Raw genomic sequence first — 24,408 nt, 5'->3', positions numbered from 1 at the left:
ACATGAAAATAATCAACAGAAATCAAATTAGCCTGTTTTTGCTGTTTTTGTTTTTCAGTATTGGATGTAAAACAGCAAATGAATCAGAAAACAATTCTTTTTCTGTGGATATGCTGGAAAATGCACATGAGCAATTTTTAGAACCAGCCATCACCCACAGGAGATTTACCCATTCGGACCTTCAGCCGCTGATCGAAAAGCACCAATCCAGTTTTGAGCTAAGAACACTTGGATCATCTATCGAAGGGCGGAGTATCACTGCTCTTTATTGGGGAGAGGGACAGACCAAAGTTATGCTATGGTCACAGATGCATGGAAATGAAAGTACAGCGACTATGGCCCTTTTTGATCTGTTTAACTTTTTGGAAGGGAGTGGAGACGAGTACGATGAGCTCAGAAGCACTTTGAAAAACCAGCTTTCGATCAAATTTATCCCGATGATCAATCCCGATGGCGCAGAAGCTTTCAAACGCAGAAATGCACTGGACATTGACCTCAATCGAGATGCGATTTCTCAGATTTCTCCAGAAGCGGTTATTCTTAAAAACGCCCGTGACGAGTTTGAACCAGATTTTGGCTTTAACCTTCATGATCAGCAGATTTATTATAATGTAGTCAACACCCCAAAGCAGGCGACTATTTCGGTTTTGGCACCAGGCTACAATTACGAACGGGATGTCAATGATGTCCGTGAGCGTGCCATGCAGACTATAGTGGGAATGAATGAAATTCTCCAGCAGATGATCCCTGGCCAAGTGGGCAAATACGATGACGGTTTTGAGCCGAGGGCCTTTGGAGATAATATCCAAAAATGGGGCACCAGCACCATTCTAATTGAATCCGGTGGCTACATGGGAGACCCTGAAAAACAATACATCCGCAAGCTCAACTTTATGATTATTCTAAATGCGCTCCACCAAATCGCTACTAAAAGCTATGAAACTTACACTACCGAGCAGTATTTTTCTATCCCTGACAATGGCATACAGCTTATGGATCTCATTCTAAATGAAGTGGAGGTCGAAGTGAATGGAAAGCTGTACCCGATTGATATAGCCATACGAAGACGTGAATCCAATGCAGGCGAAACGTATTTTGTCAATGGAAATATCGAAGATGTGGGAGATATGCAAGTGTACTTTGGTTTTGAAGAATTGGATGCTACTGGCCATCGATGGGTTGAGGGTAAGGTTTTTGAGGAGGAATGTGAAAACCTCGATGCAATAGACGAGGCCGAAGCTTTGGAGCTTTTGAAACAAGGATACCTGGCAGTGAAAGTGAAAAGTGCCAAGGAAAACCAATTGCATCACTTACCGATCATGGTTCTCCATTCACGGGAAACTTTCTCTTCCGGGTGGATGACTGGGGCAAGTCCCAATTTCTTTTTGGAAAAAGGGGGAGAGTTGACCCATGCAGTCGTCAACGGATACCTGATAGATTTGAAAAACCCAAAAGATCAAGATCTTATGCAAAGGATATATTGAAAGCCTGTTTTACCAAAAGAGACTTAACCTGCCAATTGGCAGGTTTTTTTATGGAAAAATTCGATAACTTAATGCTTTGAATCTATTCTTATGAAAACAAACGCAATCATTTTTGGCTAGGCCATTGTTATCTCTTCTATCATTTTTGGCTATGCAGTCATCAATCGAAATCGTCCACAAGGAAATGTGAATGTCACGGGACTTGGAGAGCAGAATTTCACCTCAGACCTGATCGTCTGGGAGGGGAATTTCTCTCGTGAAAGCAACAATATTCAAACTGCCTATGCCAATCTCGAAAAAGACCGTGAAGCAGTAACTCAATACTTGGTGTCTAAAGGTATTCCCGAATCCCAACTCGTTTTCAACGCTGTCGCCACCAATCCTCAATATCAGCAAAACTACTCCAATGACGGACGCTATATGGGACAGACATTTACTGGCTATCAGCTAAACCAATCGCTAGTCATCGAGTCCAAGGAAGTAGAAAAAGTGGAGAAAATCAGCCGCGAAATTACTGAACTCCTCAATCAAGGGATCGCTTTTTATTCTCAACAGCCTCGGTATTACTACACTGACTTGGAGTCTTTAAAACTTGAAATGATTGCCAAAGCTACCGAAGATGCGCGAATCCGAGCAGAGCGAATTGCAGAAAACTCTAATGCTAGTTTGGGAAATCTAATCTCAGCCAACATGGGCGTCTTTCAAATTACAGGACAAAACTCCGGGGAGGATTATTCCTGGGGAGGAGCCTTCAATACAAGCTCGAAAAACAAAACCGCTTCCATCACGATGAAATTGGTCTTCGAAGTAGATTAGAACTTTAGGCTAAGGAAAGAGAAAGTGGAATAAGCACCGCATAAGCAAGTAGCCCGATGGTCCATCCCAGTACTTTCTTCATGCCGGAAGATTGGCGAAGACCTACCGTGTTTTTGAAAATAATTCCGGAAATCCCGGCGGCAATAGGCGTAAAGGTAAAATACAAAGAAAGCGCCTTGAGATTTTGACTCGAAAACATCCCTTCTAAATTAAAAATTACCAGTAAAATCAAAACAGCAAAAATTGCGTTTTTCGCAAAAATCATGCGATTGGAATCAAAAGTCAATCGCCTTTCGGAAATAGTATTCATTGGTCCAGAAATAGTTGGTTTAGTACTCGTAGCAAATTGCTAACGGAATTGTCGTCCATTAGGTTCTAACAAAAAAAGATCCCGAAGGATCTTTTCTATGTTAAATTTTCTTTATGCTCAATTGAGTGTATACTCTACCGAAATCTCAGTATTCAAAACCTTAGAGATCGGGCAATTTTCCTCAGCATCTTTGACGAGTTCGGCGAATTTATCTTCGCTGATTCCCTCCACTTTGGCTTTCAGCACCAAGTGAGATTTTTTGAGTGTTCCATCCTCAAAAGTAATATTGCAGGTGACCTCCAATTCCTCAGGGGCATGATCTTCTGCACTTAAATTGAAACTGAGCTTCATCGCAAAGCATCCAGCATGGGCTGCTGCAATTAGTTCTTCAGGATTGGTTCCCACTCCATCCTCAAAACGTGATTTGAAGGAATATTGGGTTTTGTCTAAAACATTGCTAGGCGTACTTACATGTCCTTTGCCTTCTTTTCCACTGCCGGTCCAGACAGCTGTTGCTTTTCTAATCATGGTTTAAAGATTTTCGTTTAAAAATTAATTTCACTACTAGAAGGAATTTAAACAGTCTTTGGTTCTCGATATCAGGATTTTTTCTTAGAGAATATTCCGATAATCCTCCTCATAATTTGTTTTTCTTTTTCCCAAAAAAACCGAAACTGACCAAAAATAAACCCATAGATCAAAAGGAATATTTGATACAGCGGAAGTACAAGTAGCAAGTACAAAAGGGTATTTACAAAACCCCCTTTCTCCACTCCAAAGAAATCCAAAATAGGATTTTTTATAAATAGAATGGTAAATCCTGTACAAGCAAAAACGATCAAAACCATGACCACCTGAAACAGACTGTCCAGCTTCCATTTGGTCTGAAGTCGTTTAAGAAATCCTGGTTTTTGAGGTGAGGTTGACATGAAGCAAAATTAAATCGAAATGGTCTAAATGAAGGAATTTCCTCAATTCGAAGTACAAAGCAGCCTATTGATAACTCCTATGTGGAATCGCTTTGCCATTACTTTCTTTGATGAACTTATTACTCTTTAAGACTTAATTCCAATTAAAAACCCCATCATTTAGTTTCTGAAGGGCTTCATTTTTGAATTTAGAATCAATCAGCAGGGATACATTGTGTCGGCTACCACCATAAGATACCATACGAATCGGAATATCGACAAGACTATCCATCACAGACTTCACCGCTCCCCTAGTTTCAGATACCATATTTCCTACGATGCAGACGATGCTCTGATTAGCGTCCACTTCGACTATTCCCAATACCTCGAGCTCTTTGGTAATAAGGTCCAAATGGCTAATGTCATCAATAGTCACAGATACAGCCACCTCTGATGTGGTGATCATATCGATGGGAGTCTTATATTTTTCAAAGATCTCAAAGACCCTCCTCAAAAATCCATACGCCAAAAGCATTCGGCTGGACTTGATTTTGATTGCAGTGATTCCATCTTTGGCTGCAATGGCTTTGACTCCTTTTGTTTCCACATCTGCTTTGATCAGCGTTCCGTGGGCATTGGGATCCATGGTATTGAGCAACCTCACCGGTACATTGTATTGCTGCGCCGGCCATATTGATGCAGGATGGAGAATCTTTGCCCCAAAGTAAGCCAACTCAGCCGCCTCATCAAAAGATAACTCTGCAATAGGGCGGGTACGGTTGACGATTCGTGGGTCATTATTGTGCATCCCATCGATATCAGTCCAAATCTCGCAAACAGAAGCATTAATAGCCGCTGCGATCAAAGAGGCCGTGTAATCACTTCCTCCACGCTTAAGATTATCGACCTCATTTCGGTGATTTTTACAAATATAGCCTTGGGTTACAAAAAGCTTTTGACCGGGATGTTGGCTGATAATAGCTTTCAGTTTTTCTGAAATTTTACCCAATTCTGGCTCTGAGTTTTCGTCAATACTCATAAAGTCCAAGGCGATCAAAAAGACAGCAGGGATCTCCAATTCTTCCAATAGGGTGTAAAACAACTTGGTCGAAAGCAATTCGCCTTGAGCAAGAATATCCCGGTTAATGGCCTCATTGAATGAAATCTTGAGAATAATATTTAAAAATTCGAAGTGCTCCTTGATAATGGCTTCTGCTTTGGCTCGAGTTTTCTCTGCTTTCAAGAGCTGTGGATAGAAGTCCAGGTAGTGGGCATGAAGCTCATCAATTCGCTCCTTGGCTAGGATTCGGTCTGCAGCAGCCAGCGCTTCCCCAATACCTACAAGGGCATTGGTAGTGCCAGAGAGGGCGGATAGTACCACGATGGTGGGTTCATCTCCTGAAGATACCAGGTCCTTGACCTGATGCATGCGCTCGGGTTTGCCTACGGAGGTCCCCCCGAATTTCATTACTTTCATAATTAATTAATAGGTTTGATAAGTGTGATTGAGTGTTCAAAAATCACGCTTAGGTCTCTTATTTATAAGTTCTTGACTTTTTTAAAAACACAGGTTCAGAACCCAAGCATCTTCAATGCAGTGATCGCTGCTTCATCTCCCTTGTTTCCGTGCTTTCCTCCTGCTCGGTCCAAGGCCTGCTGCTGATTTTCAGGAGTCAAAACTCCAAAAATCACGGGTTTATTAAATTTCAGTCCAACTAGGGTAATTCCTTGTGCTACGGCATCACAGATAAAATCAAAGTGACGCGTTTCCCCCTGAATCACACAACCCAAACAGATTACAGCATCGATATTTTCGTCCTGTGCACACCATTGAGCACCCAGTGAAAGCTCAAATGATCCCGGCACATTTTTACGGATGATATTTTCTTTTTTTGCGCCGTGCTGAATCAGTGTCTGATAGGCCCCGGAATAGAGCGCTTCAGTCACGTCCTCATTCCACTCGGATACGACGATGGCAAATTTTTTGGAACTGATATCAGTAATATTTTTGGAGCTGTATTCGCTCAGGCTTTTGTTAGAAGTAGCCATGGATTATTGTTTTGAGGTTTTTAAACGAAAAAAGAGTAAGATTCTATCGAACCTTACTCTTCTAAAAGATGCTTATAGCAAAGCATTACTTAGCGGCAAGGCCTTCCAAGCGTGCTTTGTGTTTTCGTGCGCCAGTGTATTCGAATGACTCGTAGTATTTCTCTTCGATCTCACCGAAGGCTTTGATAGCTTCCTGTAAATTACCAGCCTCTTCTTGGGCAACAGCCAACTTGTACAAATATTTGGGAGTAAAGTAATCATTAGGCTTATGGCCTACTGCCTTTTTATAAAAGGAAATTGCCTCATTCACATTTCCAGAATCCAAGTAAGCATCACCTAATAGCGCATAAGCTTTAGCCTGCACCAAATAGTCATCAGAACTGAATTTCTCTAAATACTCGATCGCATCCGAGAAGTTCTTTTGAGAGAGGTAGATGGATCCAATGTAGAAATTAGCCAAGTTGGCAGCATCGGTACGCGGATACTCATCCACAATCTGAAGGAATCCCGGATTGATCCCGTCTCCATTCAGCGCAAACTCTACACTGTCCTGCTCATAGAAATAGACGGCTTGAAACATCTCTTCTTGAGCATTCTGATTTTGATTCTGATTATTGATCTGGAAAAACAAAATCCCCCCAATCAAAAGGATGGCAGCGATCAGCACTCCGCCTAATATCTTGCTATTCTTCTTCAAAAAAGCCTCACCGCGTCCGAGCGATTCTGCAAGAACTTCCGGATTTTCCAGTAGTTCATTTTGTTCTTGTTGTGCTTTTTTGGATAGTTTCTTTGCCATGTTACTCGATTTTCAGGCGCAAATATACGTTTTTTATAATTTCCACAAAGCCCAATAAAAAAGCCATGAATCCATCTTGTTTTCATGGCTTTTTTTTAGACTTAGCAGTTTGATTTATTCCATTACAAATGGATAATCTTCTTGGATGTAAACATCCTTGAAGGCATCCTGACCATCGGGCCATGGAGATTCTTCTGCAAACTTGACCGCGTCGGCCACTTGCTTTTTCACCTTTGCGATGATTTTTTCAATTTCCTCCTCGCTCAAGATCTTGTTGTCTTTGATTGTTTTCAATACTTGCTCAATGGGATCCTTCATCTTGTATTCCTCTACCTCTTCCTTGGTGCGGTATTTCTGAGGATCAGACATAGAGTGACCTTTATATCGATACGTTCTGAATTCCAAAAGCGTAGGTCCATCACCCTTTCTAGCACGTTCGGCAGCTTCTGCTACAGATTCGTGTATAGCTTCCACATTCATACCGTCTACTGCAAAAGCAGGCATATCGTAAGATTCGCCGATTTGATAGAGTTCAGTGACATTGGAAGTACGGGCGACAGAAGTTCCCATGGCATAGCCATTGTTTTCGATGACAAAAATTACCGGAGTCTTGTAAAGCATGGCCAAATTGAATGCCTCATGTACAGCACCCTGTCTAACTGCTCCATCACCCATGTGACAAATGCAAAGGTTTTTAGTGCCCTTGTATTTTTCGGCAAAGCCAATACCCAAACCCATAGGAACTTGAGCTCCCACGATCCCGTGGCCTCCCATGAAGTTTCGCTCTTTGTCGAAAATATGCATAGAACCACCTTTACCTTTGGTAGTTCCGGTAGCTTTACCATACAATTCAGCCATCACAGCACCAGGATCTGTCCCCAAACCCAGTGGATGCGCATGATCTCGGTAAGCCGTGATCCATTTGTCGTCTTTTTCTAAAGCGGTAATGGCACCAGCTGCACAAGCCTCTTGGCCAATGTACAAGTGACAAAATCCTCGTATTTTTTGCTGACCGTAAAGTTGCCCTGCTTTTTCTTCGAAGCGTCTCATCAAGAGCATGCTCTCATACCAAAAAGCGTAGGTTTCTTTCGAATAGTTTACTTTTGACTTGGTCGCTGTTGTCTTCTTTGCCATATCGTAATGATCAAAATATGCTAATTTAGGCCCCAAATATAACCAACTGCTATTAAAAATCAGGCTGCCGCCCAAATAATTCACGCATCAGATGTATCTAAAGTCCCTGGAACTCTTACAATTTAAAAACCATGAGAAAACCCGGATGGACTTTTCCCCACAGATTAATTGCTTTACTGGTCTGAACGGCAGTGGGAAGACCAATATTTTGGATGGCATCCACTATCTATCTCTTACCAAAAGTTCGGTCCAGTCAAGCGATTCGCTGAATGTGCAGCATGAGCAGGACTTCTTTGCGATCAAAGGACAATTTGAAATTCAAGAGAAGCCGCTGGAGATTCGATGTACTTTCGAGCTCGGAAAAAAGAAACAGATTTGGCAAAATGGAAAAACCTTGGATAAGACCTCCGAGCATGTAGGATTAATTCCTTTGGTCTTAATAGCACCCGATGACACGGAGCTGATCAAAGGAGGGAGTGAAGGACGCAGAAAGTTTTTTGATGGATTACTTTCCCAACTCGATCGGCAGTACCTGAATAGACTCATTCGCTATCATCATTTTCTGAAGCAGCGAAATGCTCTTTTGAAGCAATTTGCCGAGACCGGCAGAAGAGATATGACGCTTTTGGGGAGCTATGACGAGGAAATGATCCGGCTGAGTCAGGAGCTGGCCCAACGAAGGTCCGAACTGATGGAAGAAGTGGCACCCATGCTTCAGGCGCATTATGAAGAAATCTCCCAAGGACAGGAGAAGGTGACCATTCAGTATCAGACTGAGGCCCTTCGGGAGGATTTTGGAGATTATTTTATGAGTCTTCGAAAAAAAGATCAGATCACTAAAAACTCCAACGCTGGGATTCACAAAGACGACTATGTGTTTTTGATTGGAGATCACCCCATCCGCAAGATTGGTAGTCAGGGACAGCAGAAGTCTTTTATTATTGCTTTGAAGCTGGCTCAGTTTCAGATTTTTGAAAAAGATAGGGGCGAGAAGCCGCTACTACTTCTGGATGATATTTTTGACAAGTTGGATGATATTCGTATCGCCCAACTCATGCAGTTGATCTCCAAGCATACCTTCGGGCAGATCTTTCTGACAGATGCCAGACCGGAGCGATCGCATGCTATCCTAGCCCAACTCGACTCGGAGGTCTTTTTCTTTGAAGTGGAGATTGGGAAGGTGAAGAGGGAGTAAAATGAGGCTGGAATTTTTTAAAAATTAATACTCTCTGATCAACACCTCTGCGGGAATTTTTAATTTCTCATTAAGTTTCCGAATCATAGCAAGGCTTAATTTTCTCTTTCCAGATAGGATCTCAGATTTTCTAGATCGGGCACCCAAAATTTCAGAAAGCTCGGATTCGGAGATTCCCATTTGATCCAACCGGAACTTTATCGCTTCAATTGGGTGAGGTTTTGGAATTGGGAAATGAACGTTTTCATATTCTTTGATAAGAATAGAAAGAACCTCCAACTCATCGGAAGCTTCTGACTCCGGTGCTAAATCTTGTTGCATTAAATCGTAAGTACGCTCCAAAGCATTTTCGTATTCGCTGTTATTTTTTATTGGCTTTACCATAGCTGATGATTTTTGCGTCTATTTTGTCGTATTGCTGATGGGTTCCAAACCAAACAATAAAGACTATTTTCAATCGATATTCGATATCCACAATTAAGCGAAATGAATTTCCATGAATATTGAATATCACTCTTTTGTCTGAGATGATCGAAGCATTGTGAAATTGCGACTTTAATTCATTTGGGCTATTCCATTCTGCGGAAAGGGCCTCTTCATGCCAAGCCAAAAGACTTTGCTTTGCTTTTGGATAAGCAATACACCATTCCTTTAGGGTTTTTACTGCAATGATGCGCATTTCCAAATATACAAAAATGTTACCAATTTGGTTACGTTATTTTTTAAATTAAAAAGAGACCGAAGCCTCTTTCCTTATTTCCACAAGTCCTCAGGGTATTCCCCAGTTTCGTGTAGCTTTTTCAATGCCTCGATGACCACCGGCTTATCTTCGGTGTAGGTCACGCCAAACCAGGTTTTTCCACCGGGAAGGATCTCAAAGGCTGCCTTTCCTGATTGAATCAGGTTATTGGCTACCGTTGGGATGTAAAATTCCGATTTGAGGTTTTCAAGATTGGCTGGAAGAAATTCATTCCACATTTGCTCCACATCCGCAAAAACATCAGGATGAAAGCCCCAAAAATTCATGCTAACAGGAGTGTTTTCTGCGATTTCAATTACCTCTCCTTCACCCCTGCTGAGGATCTTTTCTCCTTCTCTAGCGATGGATGTACGCTCGGTCATGCCGATCAATTGCCCTTTCTCATTCGTTTCGCAAACTCCCCGACTTACCGTTCCATTTTCTGAAAGCACATTTTGAATGGCATAGCCTACCATGGCATGTAAATCAGGACGGGCATCTTTTGACAAAAACTTTCCGATCTCTTCAAAAGCTTCCTTCCCGTAAAAATCATCCGCATTGATCACAGCAAAGGGCTCCTTGACAGCATCCTTAGCGCAAAGTACTGCATGAGCGGTGCCAAATGGCTTGACTCGATCTGCCTGCTTAAATTCCGCAGGCACAAAGCTCTCCAAGGATTGGATTACCCAATCCACCTCAATTTTACCTTGAAGCTTTGGGAGGAATTTTTCTTTGGCTACATCCAGAATCTCTTGCCTAACAATAAATACTACTTTTCCGAACCCTGCCCGGATGGCATCAAAAATGGAATATTCTAGAATCGTTTCTCCATTGGGTCCAAAGCCGTCAATCTGCTTGTTTCCGCCATACCTGCTGCCCATTCCTGCTGCTAATACTACTAAAGTTGGTTTTTGAGTCATCTTGCTTTCAGTCTTTTATAAAACGCATCAAAATTAATGGAAATGACTCGGGGTACAAGATATCGACTTATTCCTTTTTTAAACATTAGATTAATTTTTAACCCACTCTTTCCTAAAAAAATTATAAAAATCAATTTTATGGCCTAAATAGACACCATAAATTTAATTTTTTACATTTTTTCTGTTTTTAGAGGACATTTTTTCATCTATATTTTGATTTAATCACAATTTTTAAATTACTTTCATGCCAAATTCTCAACAAACCTCAAACCTGATTGAAAAAATGAAAAAAATAGAAGCGATCATCCGTACATCGCGCTTTGAGCAGATCCATGCTTGCATTTCTGGGCTAGGGGTCAAATTCCTATCCTTTTATGAAATCAAAGGGATGGGTTTTGAACATGCACGACAGGAAATGTATCGAGGGGTGGCATACGAACCGGCTTACATTCCCCGGACCAAATTAGAAATTATCATCCCGGATGAATTGAAAGACAGCGTCATCCAGTGCATTCTCAAAGAAGGCAAAACAGGCGAAATCGGAGATGGAAAAATCTTCGTCTTTGATGTCTTGGAAGCTTACCGCATCCGAAATAGTGACACCGGAGAAAAAGCCCTTTAATCGCTCAAACCATCAAACCTATGCAAGAACTATTTACTGTCAATAATCTCTGGATGATGATGGCCACTATTTTGGTCTTTATCATGCATTTGGGTTTCGCCAGTCTGGAGGCTGGTCTCACCCGGGCCAAAAACACGGTCAACATTCTCTTTAAAAACACGATTATCCCAGCTATAGGAATTTTGACCTATGCTCTAGTCGGCTTCAATATCATGTATCCAGGATCTGGATTTGAGGGATCCTTTGTCGGATTTGGAGGCTTTGGGCTGAGTTTGCCCGAAGGTTGGGATACATCCAACTATAATGAAGGATATACTTACTTCACGGACTTTATCTTTCAGGCCATGTTTGCCGCTACCGCTGCGACTATCGTATCTGGTGCAGTAGCAGAGCGAATAAAGTTAGGGCCCTTTATCTTTTTCTCTATTCTCTATGTAGCCATTTGCTACCCTATTGTAGGCATGTGGAAATGGGGAGGTGGATTTTTGGATACCTTGGATACCTCATTTTATGATTTCGCAGGCTCTACCATCGTGCACTCTGTAGGAGGCTGGGGAGCGCTTGTTGGCGCCTACCTACTTGGTCCAAGAATCGGAAAATACACAGAAAGAGGCATGAATGCCATCCCGGGACACAATTTACCTTTGGCCACCTTTGGAGTGTTTCTGCTATGGTTTGGCTGGTTTGGTTTCAATGGAGGCTCCGTTCTCAGTGCCGATCCGGGAGCAGTTTCCCGCGTATTTGTGACCACTTCCATTGCCGCATCAGCAGGAGCTTTTGGAGCTTTATTGGTTTCCTTTATCAAATTCAAATCCTATGATATCACCATGGTCCTCAATGGAATTTTGGCCGGCTTAGTAGGAATCACTGCAGGTGCAGATCAAATGAACATTTTAGACTCCGCCATCATCGGTTTTATCGGTGGGGGATTGATTGTATTTGGCGTAGTTTTATTCGATAAAATCAAAATTGATGACCCTGTAGGAGCAATTTCTGTGCACTTAATCGGCGGTATATGGGGTACATTGGCTGTGGGGATTTTTGGTGAACTGGCAGGTTGGAATCAGTTTCTCTCTCAGTTAATCGGTGTAGGAAGTGTGGCCGTTTTCTGCTTTTTGTTTGCTGGAATTATCTTTTTCACCTTGAAAAAAACTATCGGTATCCGTGTAGATGAAAAAGAAGAGGTCGAAGGGCTTGACATCAATGAACACGGAATGCGGGCTTATCCGGATTTTGCGACCAAAGATTAAACCGCCAGCCAAAACAGTGGAAATGAGAGTTTCCGCTGTTTTTTTGATTAGCAACAGCCTACCCTAATACTAGCACAGCCCAAAGAACACTTATTATTATCTGTTTTTTGGGCTGTTTTAGGTTTTTGGGGAAAACTTAAAAAAACCCTGCTCGATCGTGGCAGGGTTGGTTCTTCTAAATTGCCGGCTGAAAGTACCGGTTGAGAATACTTTGGTGTATTTTTCCAAACATCTGGTAACACCAATCTCTAAATTCCTCGACCTCAGCTGGTAAAATAAGTCTTAGGCCTTTTCGCAACTCCCGCTCAAATAAATATTTGGAGAAGCTAACTTTCTGCAAAATGGTCTTCACATATTCTATCATAGTCTAAAGAGTTTAGGGTTTATTAACTGAATTTAAGTTTCCATACGAAGGCTTTTCCTTCAATGTTACGTAAAATTAGGGTTCCCAAATTGGAATTATCCTTAATTTCGCACCATGTGTAAAACGCTGCTATCTTCTTTCTTGGTATTCGCGCTCTTCTTTTTTTCCTCAGAGCTACTCGCACAAGAGGTGAGTGTGGAGTTAGGCCCTGATCAAATCGGGCTGAATGAAACTTTCACCATTAAGATAAATGTGGCGAATGAAAAAATCAAGTCCTACGATCAATTCCCCGATATCCCCGGCTTCCAAAAGCAGGGCATCTCTCAATCCTCTTCCATGAATGTGATTAATGGACAGGTCACGAGTTCGAATAGCATTATCCAGTATTATAAACCCAGCCGTAAAGGCGAGTTTAAATTGCCTAGCTTTAGTATTGATATCAATGGAAATACCTTTGATTTTGATGGCAAAACCATCTCAGTGACAGATCCTGTTAGCGGGCGAAGTGGAGGGTCCACCAACAGTGATCCTTTTGCAGATTTCTTTGGAAGAGCACAGGAAGAGCCAGAATATGTAGAACTCGACGACGAGGCATTTTTTTCTGTCACTGTAGACAAAGACAGTGTATTTGCCGGAGAGGGTTTTTCGATGGTGTTGGCCTTTTATATGTCTGAGCAAAACCAAGCACCATTTAATTTTTACAAGCCTGGTGAGCAGCTTGATGCCGTCCTGAAAAAAATCAAACCTACCAATGCCTGGGAGGAAAACTATAATATTTCGAACATTGACCCTGAGCAAGTCATGATCAATGGTAAGCGATGGACTCGCTATAAGGTATATGAGGCGACTTTCTTTCCCTTTTCAGATGGAAAAATCGAAATACCAAGCATTCCATGGGAAATGATCAAATACCGGGTAGCCAAAAATCCTACTTTCTTCGGATCAAATAGACAGGAAGACTTCAAGACCTTCTATTCTGCTCCCAAAACGATCACAATAAAGAGATTGCCCTCTCATCCGCTGAGAAATGAAGTAGCTGTCGGAGAATATCAGCTCAGAGAAAACATCACTGAGTTAGAGGTAGGTACTGGGGAGGGGTTCAATTATAGCTTTGGCGTCTCTGGAGTGGGTAATATCAATGCTATTTCTAATCCAAAAGTGATCGGGGGAGGTAATTTAAATACTTTTGACCCCAATGTGAGGCAGCAAATCAACCGGGGATACGGACGTGTATCGGGAATCAAGGAGTTTAATTATTTCATCACCATCAATGAGGCTGCCGAGGTGGATCTAGGAAACCACTTTGAGTGGATTTATTTTGATCCCAAAAGAGCTGTATACGATACCCTTCGCCCTACAGCAAGGATCAATGTAGTAGGCGAGAGCAAAGTAAATCAAGCAATCTCCAATCGAAGACTGGGAGGAGTCTATGACCGAATCAGCAGCGAGGACAACAGGTTTTTAAACGAGCAATATAAATACTATTTTACGGTCGCAATTAACCTGCTATTACTGGCCTCGGTGGTCTTTATAGCGGTTATCATCATACGAAGAAAATAATGGGGAATACATTTGGGAAGCTTTTCAGGATCACCACCTTTGGCGAATCCCACGGGGTCGCTTTAGGAGTCACGATAGAAGGCTGTCCGGCAGGTTTGACTATAGACGAAAACTTCATCAAAACAGAAATGCAGCGGCGTAAGCCCGGTCAATCCAAAATCACTACGCAGCGAAAAGAGGAAGATGAGATAGAAATTCTATCAGGAGTTTTCGAAGGGAAAAGTACGGGAACGCCAATAGGAATCATCATCCGTAATGCGGATCAAAAGAGTAAAGATTACTCTCATATCGCTGATAAATTTCGACCTTCTCATGCAGATTACACCTATTTTGAGAAATATGGAATCCGCGATTATCGCGGTGGAGGCCGCAGTTCGGCTCGAGAGACAGCCGCTCGAGTAGCAGCTGGCGCTATTGCAAAAATGCTTCTCGCCCAAAAAGGAATTAAGATTACGGCCTATGTCTCTCAGGTGGGAGAGTTGAGCCTTAATAAAAATTACCGAGACCTTGATTTTTCAGAAATTGAAAATAATATCGTCCGATGTCCTGATCCCCAAGCTGCCGATCAAATGATCCAATTAATCGACTCGGTTCGAAAGGACCGTGATACTATCGGAGGAGTGGTCAGTTGTGTGATTGAAAACACTCCTTTAGGCCTGGGAGAGCCTGTTTTTGACCGACTACATGCCGAACTGGGTAAAGCCATGCTAAGTATCAACGCAGTGAAAGGCTTCGAATTTGGAAGTGGATTCGAGGGGGTAAAAATGAGAGGGTCCCAGCATAATGACGCCATTGTCAAAGATGGAGATCAGATAAAAACCAAAACTAATCACTCTGGCGGCATCCAAGGAGGGATTTCCAATGGTGAGGATATTTATTTTCGGGTAGCATTTAAACCTGTCGCTACCATCATGCAAGATCAAGAGTCCATCAATGAGGCAGGAGATTCGGTCACGGTCAGTGGCAAGGGTCGTCATGATCCTTGTGTAGTACCCCGAGCGGTACCAATCGTGGAAGCAATGGCTGCTTTGGTCATTGCAGATTATCTTTTGTTGGCAAAAAGCAATAAACTTCGAGATATTATATAAACCCAGGCTTCATGCTGAAGAAAATTCCTTTACATACACAGATTATAATTGGCCTGATTCTCGGTCTTGTATTTGGTTTGGTCGTGATCAAAACTTCTCTACCTAATTCCTTTACCTTAGACTATATCAAGCCCATCGGCACGATTTTCATCAATTCACTGAAAATGATAGCCGTACCCCTAGTATTGGCTTCATTAGTAGTAGGCGTTTCCAATCTAGGTGATATCTCCAAGCTCAGCCGAATCGGAGGAAAAACAATAGGGACGTATCTGGTGACGACCGTATTGGCTATTTCTATAGGGCTGATTCTGGTCAATGTATTCAAGCCTGGAAAAAGCCTTCCGATCGAAACCCGAGAAAACCTCATGAAACTATACGAGGGTGACGCGGGATCAAGAGTGGGTCAAGCCGCTGAGCTACAGGAGCAAAGCCCCTTGCAACCCTTAGTAGATATTGTTCCTGAAAACGTATTCTTGGCAGCTTCCAATAATGGAGCTATGCTTCAGGTCGTGTTTTTTGCCATTCTGATTGGGATAGCTTTACTTCAAATTCCTAAGGAAAAAGGAACTCCAGTAATTGCTTTCTTCGATGGACTGAATGACGTGATTATCCAAATTGTCAATTATATCATGTTGATTGCTCCCTATGGCGTATTTGCTTTAATGGCTTCGTTGATTGTAGAGATTGCGGGAGAAAACCCTGATTCTGCGGTAGAGTTACTTTTGGCCTTGCTGAAATATAGCGCCGTAGTGGTTGGAGGCTTGTTTACCATGATTCTTCTTGTCTACCCCTTGATATTAAAGGCTTTCACCAAAGTACCCTATTTGGACTTTTTTAAAGCGATTCGCCCAGCCCAATTGTTGGCATTTTCTACCAGCTCTAGCTCTGCTACACTTCCAGTGACCATGAAGCAGGTCGAAGAAGAGCTAGGAGTCTCAGAAGAAGTTTCCAGTTTTGTTTTACCATTGGGTGCGACGGTAAATATGGATGGTACGAGTCTTTACCAGGGAGTTGCGGCAGTTTTCATTGCACAGGCTTTGGGAATGGATTTGTCCCTGACTCAGCAGCTGATGATCGTGCTGACGGCTACCTTGGCTTCCATTGGGTCAGCGGGAGTGCCCGGAGCAGGATTGATCATGCTGATCATCGTATTAGAGTCTATTGGGGTGCCGGCAGCCGGCATTGCCCTTATTATCGCTCCGGACCGGATATTGGATATGTTCCGAACCGTCGTCAATGTCACAGGAGATGCTACAGTTTGTACTATTGTGGCTAGCACAGAAGGGGAATTACCCGATGGGTTGATTCGAAAAAGCAATCCTCTTACTCCAAACGAGTAAGTAACTATTTTTCAAAATCAACAAAGGCCAGATTGTAAACGATCTGGCCTTTATCTTTTGTAAGAAAAAGCACCGGATTCAGGAACTTATAGCTTATTTTTGCAATTGAAAAAGCAAAAATTACCCTATGCGCCAATCCTGGTGGAAAATTCTTGCAATCGCACTGCTGCTGTACACCATCTTCGCAGGCCTGCTGATGGATGCCCCTCGTCTTCCGATTTTAAATGAAACCATCCGGGCATTACATTTTCATGTGACCATGTGGTTTGGGATGATACTGATGCTTTTGGTATCGGTCTACTACAGTATTCGATATTTACGAAGCAATGACCTCAAACATGATGACTTCGCCATAGAATTCACCAATGCGGCCATTTTATTCGGAGTCTTGGGAATCGCTACAGGCATGCTTTGGGCAAAATTTACCTGGGGAGACTATTGGAGTGGGGATCCGAAGCAAAATGCTTCCGCTATTGGCCTCTTGATGTATTTTGCTTACCTAATCTTGCGAAATTCACTGACTGATGCGCAGCAGCGTGGCAGAATAGGAGCTATTTATAATATTTTTGCTTTCGCAGCCTTTATTCCCTTAATCTTTGTATTGCCTCGCTTGACAGACAGTTTGCATCCTGGCAATGGAGGTAATCCTGGATTCAATGCCTATGATTTGGACTCCAAGCTTAGAATGGTATTCTACCCTGCTATTTTGGGTTGGACACTTTTTGGTGCATGGATAGCAACTGTACGGGTCAAAATGCGTAGAGTGGAAAGGACGATTGAGGACAAATTGATTAATTCCTAAAGATGAAAAAACTAGCAATACTATTCCTACTTGTCTTCAGCCTTCAGGCTTTTGCCCAAGAGAAAATCGAGGTGACCGATTCGGATTATACCAACAATCGGGTAGAAATGGCCGATAAGATGCGTGAAGAGGGGAAAATTTATGTTTTGGTGGGAATTATAGGTATCATATTCATCGGTATCACCGGCTACTTAATCTATACTGATCGGAAAATAAGTAGAATTGAAAAAAACCTTCCGGTCAATTAATCGAAACAACTATGAAAAAAGGACATCTCGTAGGAATAGGCATCATCGCCATCGCTATTGTCATCATCATGACCTCAATCGGCGACGCAAGTAGCTATGAATCATTTGACACGGCTATGGAAATGAAGAAAAACGGAAATGATAAATCCATCCATGTAGTCGGTCAATTGAAAAAAGATGACACCGGAGAGGTGGTAGGCATCAATGTCCGAGAGGACAAAACTTCATTTACCTTCGTTTTGGTAGATAATGAAGGCACAGAGCAAGAGGTATTTTACAATGAACCAGTGCCGGCGGATTTCACCCGATCTGAGTCGGTAGTAGTAATAGGTCAATTTAAGACAGAGGAAATCTTCATTGCAGATAAAATCCTGATGAAGTGCCCTTCCAAATATCAGGAAACTGATGTGCAGGCGGCGGGAATGTGAAGTAGAAGCTTTAACAAACAATCATGATCAATACCTTTATCGGTAACCTAGGCCATGTGATGAGCATAGTGGCTTTTGTCAGTGCATTGGTATCAGCCTATGCCTATTACCAGTATTACAAAGCTAACGAGATAGAAAAAAATAGCTGGAAGCGCTTTAGCAGGGCGAGCTTTTATGTTCATGCTGTTTCCAGTGTGATGATTGCATTTTCACTTTTTGAGATCATTTACAACCATCGATTTGAATACTTTTATGCCTATTCGCATTCAAGCAAAGCACTCCCCGTCCACTACATGATTTCCAGCTTCTGGGAGGGTCAGGAAGGAGCCTTCATCCTTTGGATTTTCTGGAATGTGATCCTAGGAGTTACGCTGATCAAAACCAATAAAGCATGGGAAGCTCCTGTAATGATTGTCTTTGCTCTCGTGCAGGCTTTCTTGGTGTCTATGATCATGGGCGTGGTCATAGGTGATTTGAAAATTGGTAGCTCCCCATTCATTCTTCTTCGAGATGCCACACAGGCTCCGATTTTTCAGATGAATCCGGACTTTATACCGGAGGATGGGACAGGACTAAACCCACTTTTACAAAATATTTGGATGGTGATTCACCCTCCTACGCTTTTCCTAGGCTATGCTTCCACGCTTGTTCCCTTTGCCTTCCTGATCGGTGGCCTGGCCACGCGTCGGTACTCTGAGTGGGTAAGACCTGCGCTTCCTTGGGCTATTTTTTCGACCATGATTCTCGGTATGGGAATATTAATGGGAGCCTACTGGGCCTATGTCACGCTGAACTTTGGAGGATATTGGAACTGGGATCCTGTAGAAAATGCAGTCTATGTTCCTTGGCTGATTTTGGTAGCCTCAGTGCATACCATGATCACATACAAAAAGAGCAGTACTGCGCTAAAAACTTCGATTATCTTAGTCATTCTTTCCTTTATCCTTGTTTTATACGCCACCTTCTTGGTCCGCTCGGGTGTATTAGGAGATGCATCGGTACACTCTTTCACAGATTTGGGCCTCTCGGGCCAACTCCTGATCTACATGCTCTTCTTTTTAGCAGTAGCTTTGTTTTTTACCATCAAAGCATGGAAACACATCCCTAGCTCAGAGCGTGAAGCCTCTGTTTATTCTCGAGAGTTTTGGATATTCATCGGGGCCACTACACTTGGTCTGATGGGCTTTCAGGTGATCCTTCCGACTTCTATCCCAGCTTGGAATGCTCTGGTGGAAAGCTTCGGTGGGATTTCTAATATGGCACCTCCAGCTGATCAAGTGGAGTTTTACACCAAATTTCAGCTTTGGTTTGGTATCGCTCTGGCTTTGCTGACTTCAGTAGGTCAGTTTTTCTGGTGGCAAAAGATGGACAAAAAAGCATTGAAAGATGCACTTTTGACCCCTTATATCATCTCTGTACTCTTATCCGCAGCCATAATAGTATTAGCCAAGGTCTACGATTGGAAATACATGATCATCATTTTGGCGGGGACTTTTACTATCGTCGCAAACTCAGTGATTCTTTCCAAGTTGTTGAAAAAATCAACCTTCAAATTAGCCGGAGGTTCTCTGGCTCATATTGGATTAGGGATGATCCTTATTGGGATCATGTTTAGCTCAGGTTATTCCGACACAATTTCCATCAACATGTCCGGTCTGACCTATAGCAATAGCTGGGAAGATGAATTGAATAAGGAGCACGTATTACTCTGGATCAATAAGCCCACTCAAATGAAAGACTACACGGTCATCTATAGAGGAAGACAAAAGAAAGTAGTGGGAATCAAAGAGCTCGTGCCGGCGAAAATTCTCGAATCTACAGGTAAAGTCAATGAGGCCATTGCTCTGGAAGATTATAAAGATGTCTTTAAGAAGGGTGATAATGTCAATTTGGTTTTGGAGGAAAATGACTACTTCCAGATCGATTATTTTCAAAATGAGGTCTTGAAGTTTTCTCTGAATCCAATGTCTCAATTCAATGAGGGAATGGGCGGCTTGATCTCTTCGCCGGATTCTAAAATCTACCTCGACAGGGATCTTTATACCTATGTAGCGGCCATGAATGATTACGAAGATCCCGATTGGAAAGACGATGAGTTTTATGAAGTATCGCCCGGAGAGCAGTTTCATATCGCTGACTTTGTGACCTACTTTGACGGTGCAGAAGTTCTAAGCGAAATCGAAGATTATGTACTCCAAGAGGGAGACGTGGCAGTGAAAGCCAAACTTCGGATTTTGGATTATGATGTAGAAAAAACACTCGAGCCTACCTTCATCATTAGAAACAACCAAGTCGGGAAGCTTCCTGTAGTAGATAATGAACTGGGTATTAAAGTCACTTTAGACAATATCGTTCCGGAGCAAAATAAATTTGTATTCAAAGTCAATCAGTACCAGAAAGACTATGTTGTGATGAAGGCGATCGTCAAGCCCTATATCAACGTGCTTTGGGTAGGCTCTATTCTGATGCTTATCGGATTTACAGTAGCCATCTTCAGAAGATTTGATGAGTTCAAAAAAATGAGAGACAAGGGTTTGGAGTAGTTCTCACCCATTTAGAGACCAAAAGGGGCACATGCCCCTTTTTTTGTTTTCACTACACCTGAAAAAGGCTATATTCAGGGGATTATTAGAAATAGCCCTAAAATTCAACCCTATTCCCCTATTTATATGAAAATTAGTAAGAAGGATTTTGAGCAAATGAAACTAAAATACGATCAGGAAGTACGTAAAGGTAAGCCTGCTCGAGGTCCCAAACAGGATGTGGAAAACCAGACTGAATGGATATTTTTTGATCGGGAAACACTTGAGGAAATTTTGAAAAAGTCAAGTAATGATCCCAAAAAAGGGGGTATCAAATTTTATTTCACGGAATATACAGAGGAAACAGCAAGGGAGTTTTATCCAGAAAATCCAGAGGAATATATCGGAAGGATGACTTTAGTAATGACGCCTATGACGTCTGCCAAAGGAGACATCGAGGAGGAGGAAGAAGATTATTATAACCGGGGAGATGCCTGTCCTCCTAAATGTGAATAAAAGGGGCTGGCTGTGTTAGAAGATTTTATTGCTCGAATAGAGGACAACTATTATTTTCACCTTGTCCAAATCAATGGAATTTTGGCAATCATATTTTATGGAAAGCTGGTGGGAAAAAAGAAAATCTCTCCTAGATTTTATCTTCCATTTATGATCATCTTATTGGTTTGTTTTTATGAGATTTTGGCCTCGTATATGATAGTCAATAAAGGACTTAATGAAAAGTTTCACTTCCTTTTTACCAATCAACCCTTTGAGGGTTGGAACTTATGGGTATATAATATTTTCAATTATCAGCTATCCAAGCTATTACTACTTTGCTTAATAGCCAGTAATATTTATAGCAGGACAAAGAAAAAAATAGTAATCTTATTTAGCCTATTGTTCGTAAGCATTTGTGTATTCTTTTATTCCCCTTGGTCAGGTACGCCTATCACTGATTTTCAGCCCTATCTCTATTTTCTCGGAAATGCACTGATTATCATATCGAGCGGTTTATTCTTTGTGGATTTGGTCACCGAAGAATCGTATTTAGCCATCAATCCTTTGATTTATTGGCCATTTTGGTATATTACTTTTCTACTGTTTCAGTCTGTTCTCTTATTTTTAGCGGATGTGGCTTATGAGTACATCAGCTTCCAGAATACGGGGGTCTATGACATATTCAATACTGTCTCGATGATTTTGTACCTATTGCTATTGACCGTATTTACGATTATTCTGGCCACTGGAAGGAATTTTATTACACCTCAAACCATAAAAGATGGAAGAACAAGGTAGCCAAATTGTATTTATACTTTTTTCAGGAGCCTTTTTGGCTGCGGTAATGGCAATATTTGTAGTTTCTATGGTTATTCTACATCGTCAGCGACAGGTCCAAAACAAGCAAAAAATGGAGCAGATCAAAGTAGAGTACGAGAAGACGCTACTTAATATCGAAAATGAAATCCAACAAGACACCTTGGCTCATATTGGCAGGGAACTTCACGATAATATTGGACAGCTTTTATCTTTATCAAAATTGTATCTAGGCTCTTCAAAACCAGAAAAACAGCAGGAAGGAAGACAACTCATCAATCAGATCATCACAGAAGTACGAGGCCTATCCAAAACCCTCAATCTGGACTGGGTAGAGTCCATCACACTAAGGGAATTTATAGAACAGCAACTTGAAAAAATACAAGCAACAGGATTCTGCGACACGAGCATTGATTTATCTGGAAATGAAACCAATCTTCCCAAGGATAAAAAACTCGTCCTGATCCGAGTGGTACAGGAATGTCTGAATAATGCCATCAAGCATGCCTCCCCAAGTAGACTGACAGTCAAGCTGGATTATTTGGGTTCGGACCTTAAGCTTCAAATCCGAGACGACGGAAAGGGATTTGATATGAGTATCCCCTCAAAAGGCAGCGGTATGACTAATCTTCAGAAACGGATGGAAACAATAGGCGGCTCTTTCCATATCAGCTCATCACCGGGGAAAGGCACTGAAATAAATCTTTCTTTGTCAATCTAAGTTTTAGCCTTAAATTAGATTTCACCCAAAAAATTTATGATCCGAATCGCAATTGCTGATGACCATACCCTCTTTGCAAAAGGTATAGAAGGTCTTCTTGAAGAACAGGATGATTTTGAAGTTTGTGGGGTATTTGCCAACGGCAAAGAGTTGATTGATTATGTCAAAGATGCTACAGTAGATGTCGTTTTGACAGATTTAAACATGCCCGTTTTGGATGGGTTTGGTGTACTTCAGCATATCAAGAAGCATCAGAACTCGATCAAAGTGGTTGTGCTTTCTATGTATGATGAAGAGAAAATTTTCAAGGAATCCATCAAAAAAGGGGCTGACGGCTTTATCCTAAAAGATGCCGACCCGGACGAGCTGATATTCACCATACATGAGGTCTTTGAAGGCAGACACATGATTAATTTTGACCGGGTTATCGAGCAGGCGAGACCCAATGCCTTTTATGATTCCTTTAGAGACAAATACAAGCTCTCGAGGAGAGAAGTACAGATTATCTCTTTAATCAAAGATGGCTTAACTAATAAAGAAATCGCCCAAAAGCTGGGCTTAAGTCAAAATACGATTGAAACACACCGGAAAAATATACATCAAAAATTAGGTGTCAGTACTCGGGTGGAACTAGTCAATAAGGCCCACGAAATGAATCTATGATGAAACTCTTTGCTCCCATAAGGACCGCTATTATAGGCTTTGGCGCAGTAGCTGAAAAAATGCATGCTCCTCTAATCGACGTATGTCCTGACCTAGCACTTCAGGCAGTAGTAGAGCGACACGAAAACAAATGTGAAAAACGCTACCCAAATGTGCAAACCTACAGGAGCCTTGAGTCTCTCTTAGAAGAAGATGCCGCAGACCTGATCGTAATCACTACACCCAATGAATTTCATTTCCCTATGGCCAAAATGGCACTGGAAGTAGGGAAGCACGTGGTAGTAGACAAGCCTGTCACGATCTTTTCCAAAGAGGCAGAAGAGCTTCAAGAATTGGCTAGCAATAAGGGCTTGCTTTGCACTGTATTTCAAAATCGGCGCTTTGATGGAGATTTTAAGACGATCCAATCCTTACTTCAGCAAGAAACCCTTGGACGGATTATTTCTTTGGAATCACATTTTGATCGTTTTCGCCCGCAACTAGGTGAAAATTGGCGAGAAAAAAATGTCCCCGGCAATGGGGTGACCTATGACCTAGGCACGCACCTGATCGATCAGCTAGTTTTAGCTTTCGGGTCCCCTTTATCCGTATGGGCAGACATCAGAATGCAACGCACCCATGCCGTAGCAGATGATTATTTTGATATTGTACTAGACTACGGTTCACTTAAGGCAAAAGCCACTGCAGGCGTGATGGTCAATGCACCCACTCCTAAATTTCTACTTTTAGGCGAAAAAGGATCCTATCAAAAGTTTGGACTAGATGTACAAGAGGCTGCTTTCAAAGCTGGCCAAAGACCGGAAGGCGAAAGTTGGGGAGTAGAGGAACCTAAAAAATGGGGGACACTTTACCTCGAAAATGAAACCAAGCAATGGCCTACCTTAGCAGGAGATTACCGGGTTTTTTACCAAAACATCGCAGCCCATTTATTGAGAAATGAGGAACTACTAGTAACTCTACAAGAGGCTATCACCGTCCTAAAAATTATAGAAGCGGCCTTTCAAAGTGCGCATGAAGGAAGAAAAATTCTTAAAAAAGAAGGCGGGTGGTAAGCTTTGGTGCTGCTTTGGGATAATAGTAGGTCCAAGGATTTTTATGTAGGTATTCCTTTCGGCCTTTTGGTCAAACCTTTTGG

The 24,408-nt window shown here is 42.0% G+C and carries 28 protein-coding genes; 17 read left to right on the top strand and 11 right to left on the bottom strand.

Annotated features, from left to right (window positions below; translation table 11 throughout):
• Positions 1-2: 2 nt before the first annotated feature.
• Together BLQ57_RS07205 and BLQ57_RS07200 are read left to right on the top strand one after the other, a co-directional pair.
• Entirely contained in the window at positions 3-1,484 is a 1,482-nt protein-coding gene (locus BLQ57_RS07205) for a M14 family zinc carboxypeptidase (RefSeq protein WP_087938700.1), read from the top strand.
• 186 nt (positions 1,485-1,670) lie between these two features.
• Positions 1,671-2,300 carry an SIMPL domain-containing protein gene (locus BLQ57_RS07200; RefSeq protein ID WP_317042217.1) on the top strand — a complete coding sequence of 210 codons (630 nt, stop codon included), beginning with the start codon at positions 1,671-1,673 and terminating at the stop codon, positions 2,298-2,300.
• Between the two features lie 4 nt (positions 2,301-2,304).
• On the opposite strand, the gene BLQ57_RS07195 is transcribed toward BLQ57_RS07200, so the two are convergent.
• The 7 genes from BLQ57_RS07195 to pdhA all read right to left on the bottom strand — a co-directional run bounded on the left by BLQ57_RS07195 (position 2,305) and on the right by pdhA (position 7,497).
• The gene (locus tag BLQ57_RS07195; protein WP_087938625.1) at positions 2,305-2,610 is read right to left on the bottom strand and encodes a hypothetical protein; all 306 of its coding nucleotides are present in this window, start codon (positions 2,608-2,610) and stop codon (positions 2,305-2,307) included.
• Between the two features lie 117 nt (positions 2,611-2,727).
• Entirely contained in the window at positions 2,728-3,138 is a 411-nt protein-coding gene (locus BLQ57_RS07190; protein WP_087938626.1) for an OsmC family protein, read from the bottom strand.
• 71 nt (positions 3,139-3,209) lie between these two features.
• Positions 3,210-3,539, bottom strand: a complete 330-nt coding sequence (locus BLQ57_RS07185; protein ID WP_087938627.1) for a DUF6787 family protein — start codon at positions 3,537-3,539, stop codon at positions 3,210-3,212.
• A 133-nt stretch (positions 3,540-3,672) separates the two neighbouring features.
• Entirely contained in the window at positions 3,673-4,995 is a 1,323-nt protein-coding gene (locus tag BLQ57_RS07180) for an aspartate kinase (protein ID WP_087938628.1), read from the bottom strand.
• Positions 4,996-5,090: 95 nt separating this feature from the next.
• A complete protein-coding gene (gene ribH / locus BLQ57_RS07175; RefSeq protein WP_087938629.1) occupies positions 5,091-5,567 on the bottom strand; it encodes a 6,7-dimethyl-8-ribityllumazine synthase in 477 nt (158 codons plus the stop codon).
• Positions 5,568-5,652: 85 nt separating this feature from the next.
• Positions 5,653-6,363 carry a tetratricopeptide repeat protein gene (locus tag BLQ57_RS07170; protein WP_087938630.1) on the bottom strand — a complete coding sequence of 237 codons (711 nt, stop codon included), beginning with the start codon at positions 6,361-6,363 and terminating at the stop codon, positions 5,653-5,655.
• 114 nt (positions 6,364-6,477) lie between these two features.
• Positions 6,478-7,497, bottom strand: a complete 1,020-nt coding sequence (gene pdhA, locus BLQ57_RS07165; protein WP_087938631.1) for a pyruvate dehydrogenase (acetyl-transferring) E1 component subunit alpha — start codon at positions 7,495-7,497, stop codon at positions 6,478-6,480.
• Positions 7,498-7,588: 91 nt separating this feature from the next.
• Between pdhA and recF the strand changes: the two genes are divergently transcribed.
• The gene (gene recF / locus BLQ57_RS07160; protein WP_087938632.1) at positions 7,589-8,692 is read left to right on the top strand and encodes a DNA replication/repair protein RecF; all 1,104 of its coding nucleotides are present in this window, start codon (positions 7,589-7,591) and stop codon (positions 8,690-8,692) included.
• A gap of 24 nt (positions 8,693-8,716) precedes the next feature.
• Here the strand turns inward: recF and BLQ57_RS07155 are convergent, their stop codons facing one another.
• The 3 genes from BLQ57_RS07155 to BLQ57_RS07145 all read right to left on the bottom strand — a co-directional run bounded on the left by BLQ57_RS07155 (position 8,717) and on the right by BLQ57_RS07145 (position 10,351).
• Positions 8,717-9,076 (bottom strand): helix-turn-helix domain-containing protein, encoded by a 360-nt coding sequence (locus BLQ57_RS07155; RefSeq protein WP_087938633.1) that lies wholly within the window; start codon positions 9,074-9,076, stop codon positions 8,717-8,719.
• A complete protein-coding gene (locus tag BLQ57_RS07150; protein ID WP_087938634.1) occupies positions 9,054-9,371 on the bottom strand; it encodes a type II toxin-antitoxin system HigB family toxin in 318 nt (105 codons plus the stop codon). The genes BLQ57_RS07155 and BLQ57_RS07150 overlap by 23 nt, the downstream gene beginning before the upstream one ends.
• A gap of 74 nt (positions 9,372-9,445) precedes the next feature.
• Positions 9,446-10,351, bottom strand: coding sequence for a nucleotidyltransferase family protein (locus tag BLQ57_RS07145; protein ID WP_087938635.1), 906 nt, complete (start codon positions 10,349-10,351; stop codon positions 9,446-9,448).
• Between the two features lie 283 nt (positions 10,352-10,634).
• Here BLQ57_RS07145 and BLQ57_RS07140 point away from each other — a divergent pair, with 283 nt between their 5' ends.
• Positions 10,635-10,973, top strand: coding sequence for a P-II family nitrogen regulator (locus tag BLQ57_RS07140; protein ID WP_087938701.1), 339 nt, complete (start codon positions 10,635-10,637; stop codon positions 10,971-10,973).
• Positions 10,974-10,993: 20 nt separating this feature from the next.
• Positions 10,994-12,223: an ammonium transporter gene (locus BLQ57_RS07135; protein WP_087938636.1), complete on the top strand. Its 1,230-nt coding sequence runs from the start codon at positions 10,994-10,996 to the stop codon at positions 12,221-12,223.
• 175 nt (positions 12,224-12,398) lie between these two features.
• On the opposite strand, the gene BLQ57_RS21655 is transcribed toward BLQ57_RS07135, so the two are convergent.
• A complete protein-coding gene (locus BLQ57_RS21655) occupies positions 12,399-12,587 on the bottom strand; it encodes a hypothetical protein (RefSeq protein ID WP_087938637.1) in 189 nt (62 codons plus the stop codon).
• A gap of 114 nt (positions 12,588-12,701) precedes the next feature.
• Here BLQ57_RS21655 and BLQ57_RS07125 point away from each other — a divergent pair, with 114 nt between their 5' ends.
• From BLQ57_RS07125 to BLQ57_RS07070, 12 genes are all read left to right on the top strand, one after another.
• The gene (locus tag BLQ57_RS07125) at positions 12,702-14,147 is read left to right on the top strand and encodes a BatD family protein (protein WP_087938638.1); all 1,446 of its coding nucleotides are present in this window, start codon (positions 12,702-12,704) and stop codon (positions 14,145-14,147) included.
• Entirely contained in the window at positions 14,147-15,235 is a 1,089-nt protein-coding gene (aroC, locus tag BLQ57_RS07120) for a chorismate synthase (protein ID WP_087938639.1), read from the top strand. The genes BLQ57_RS07125 and aroC overlap by 1 nt, the downstream gene beginning before the upstream one ends.
• An 11-nt stretch (positions 15,236-15,246) precedes the next feature.
• On the top strand, positions 15,247-16,575 hold the full coding sequence (locus BLQ57_RS07115; protein WP_087938640.1) for a dicarboxylate/amino acid:cation symporter: 1,329 nt from the start codon (positions 15,247-15,249) through the stop codon (positions 16,573-16,575).
• Between the two features lie 127 nt (positions 16,576-16,702).
• Positions 16,703-17,377, top strand: a complete 675-nt coding sequence (gene ccsA, locus BLQ57_RS07110) for a cytochrome c biogenesis protein CcsA (protein ID WP_087938641.1) — start codon at positions 16,703-16,705, stop codon at positions 17,375-17,377.
• Positions 17,378-17,379: 2 nt separating this feature from the next.
• Positions 17,380-17,625 (top strand): CcmD family protein, encoded by a 246-nt coding sequence (locus tag BLQ57_RS07105; RefSeq protein ID WP_087938642.1) that lies wholly within the window; start codon positions 17,380-17,382, stop codon positions 17,623-17,625.
• Positions 17,626-17,636: 11 nt separating this feature from the next.
• The gene (locus BLQ57_RS07100; RefSeq protein ID WP_087938643.1) at positions 17,637-18,053 is read left to right on the top strand and encodes a cytochrome c maturation protein CcmE domain-containing protein; all 417 of its coding nucleotides are present in this window, start codon (positions 17,637-17,639) and stop codon (positions 18,051-18,053) included.
• A 23-nt stretch (positions 18,054-18,076) separates the two neighbouring features.
• A complete protein-coding gene (gene ccsA / locus BLQ57_RS07095) occupies positions 18,077-20,596 on the top strand; it encodes a cytochrome c biogenesis protein CcsA (RefSeq protein ID WP_087938644.1) in 2,520 nt (839 codons plus the stop codon).
• Positions 20,597-20,722: 126 nt separating this feature from the next.
• Complete coding sequence (locus BLQ57_RS07090; RefSeq protein ID WP_087938645.1) at positions 20,723-21,091, top strand: hypothetical protein; 369 nt, start codon at positions 20,723-20,725, stop codon at positions 21,089-21,091.
• A gap of 81 nt (positions 21,092-21,172) precedes the next feature.
• On the top strand, positions 21,173-21,871 hold the full coding sequence (locus BLQ57_RS07085) for a hypothetical protein (RefSeq protein ID WP_139162686.1): 699 nt from the start codon (positions 21,173-21,175) through the stop codon (positions 21,869-21,871).
• Positions 21,855-22,610 (top strand): sensor histidine kinase, encoded by a 756-nt coding sequence (locus BLQ57_RS07080; RefSeq protein WP_087938647.1) that lies wholly within the window; start codon positions 21,855-21,857, stop codon positions 22,608-22,610. Before BLQ57_RS07085 ends, BLQ57_RS07080 begins: the two co-directional genes overlap by 17 nt.
• 36 nt (positions 22,611-22,646) lie before the next feature.
• The gene (locus tag BLQ57_RS07075; protein WP_087938648.1) at positions 22,647-23,273 is read left to right on the top strand and encodes a response regulator transcription factor; all 627 of its coding nucleotides are present in this window, start codon (positions 22,647-22,649) and stop codon (positions 23,271-23,273) included.
• Complete coding sequence (locus BLQ57_RS07070) at positions 23,270-24,325, top strand: Gfo/Idh/MocA family oxidoreductase (protein ID WP_240507762.1); 1,056 nt, start codon at positions 23,270-23,272, stop codon at positions 24,323-24,325. Before BLQ57_RS07075 ends, BLQ57_RS07070 begins: the two co-directional genes overlap by 4 nt.
• The last annotated feature ends 83 nt before the right edge of the window (positions 24,326-24,408 follow it).

The sequence above is a fragment of the Algoriphagus faecimaris genome (assembly GCF_900101705.1).
GTDB lineage: Bacteria > Bacteroidota > Bacteroidia > Cytophagales > Cyclobacteriaceae > Algoriphagus > Algoriphagus faecimaris.
The sequence above is the reverse complement of the archived record's forward strand: the minus strand, read 5'-3'. Positions and strand labels throughout refer to the sequence as shown.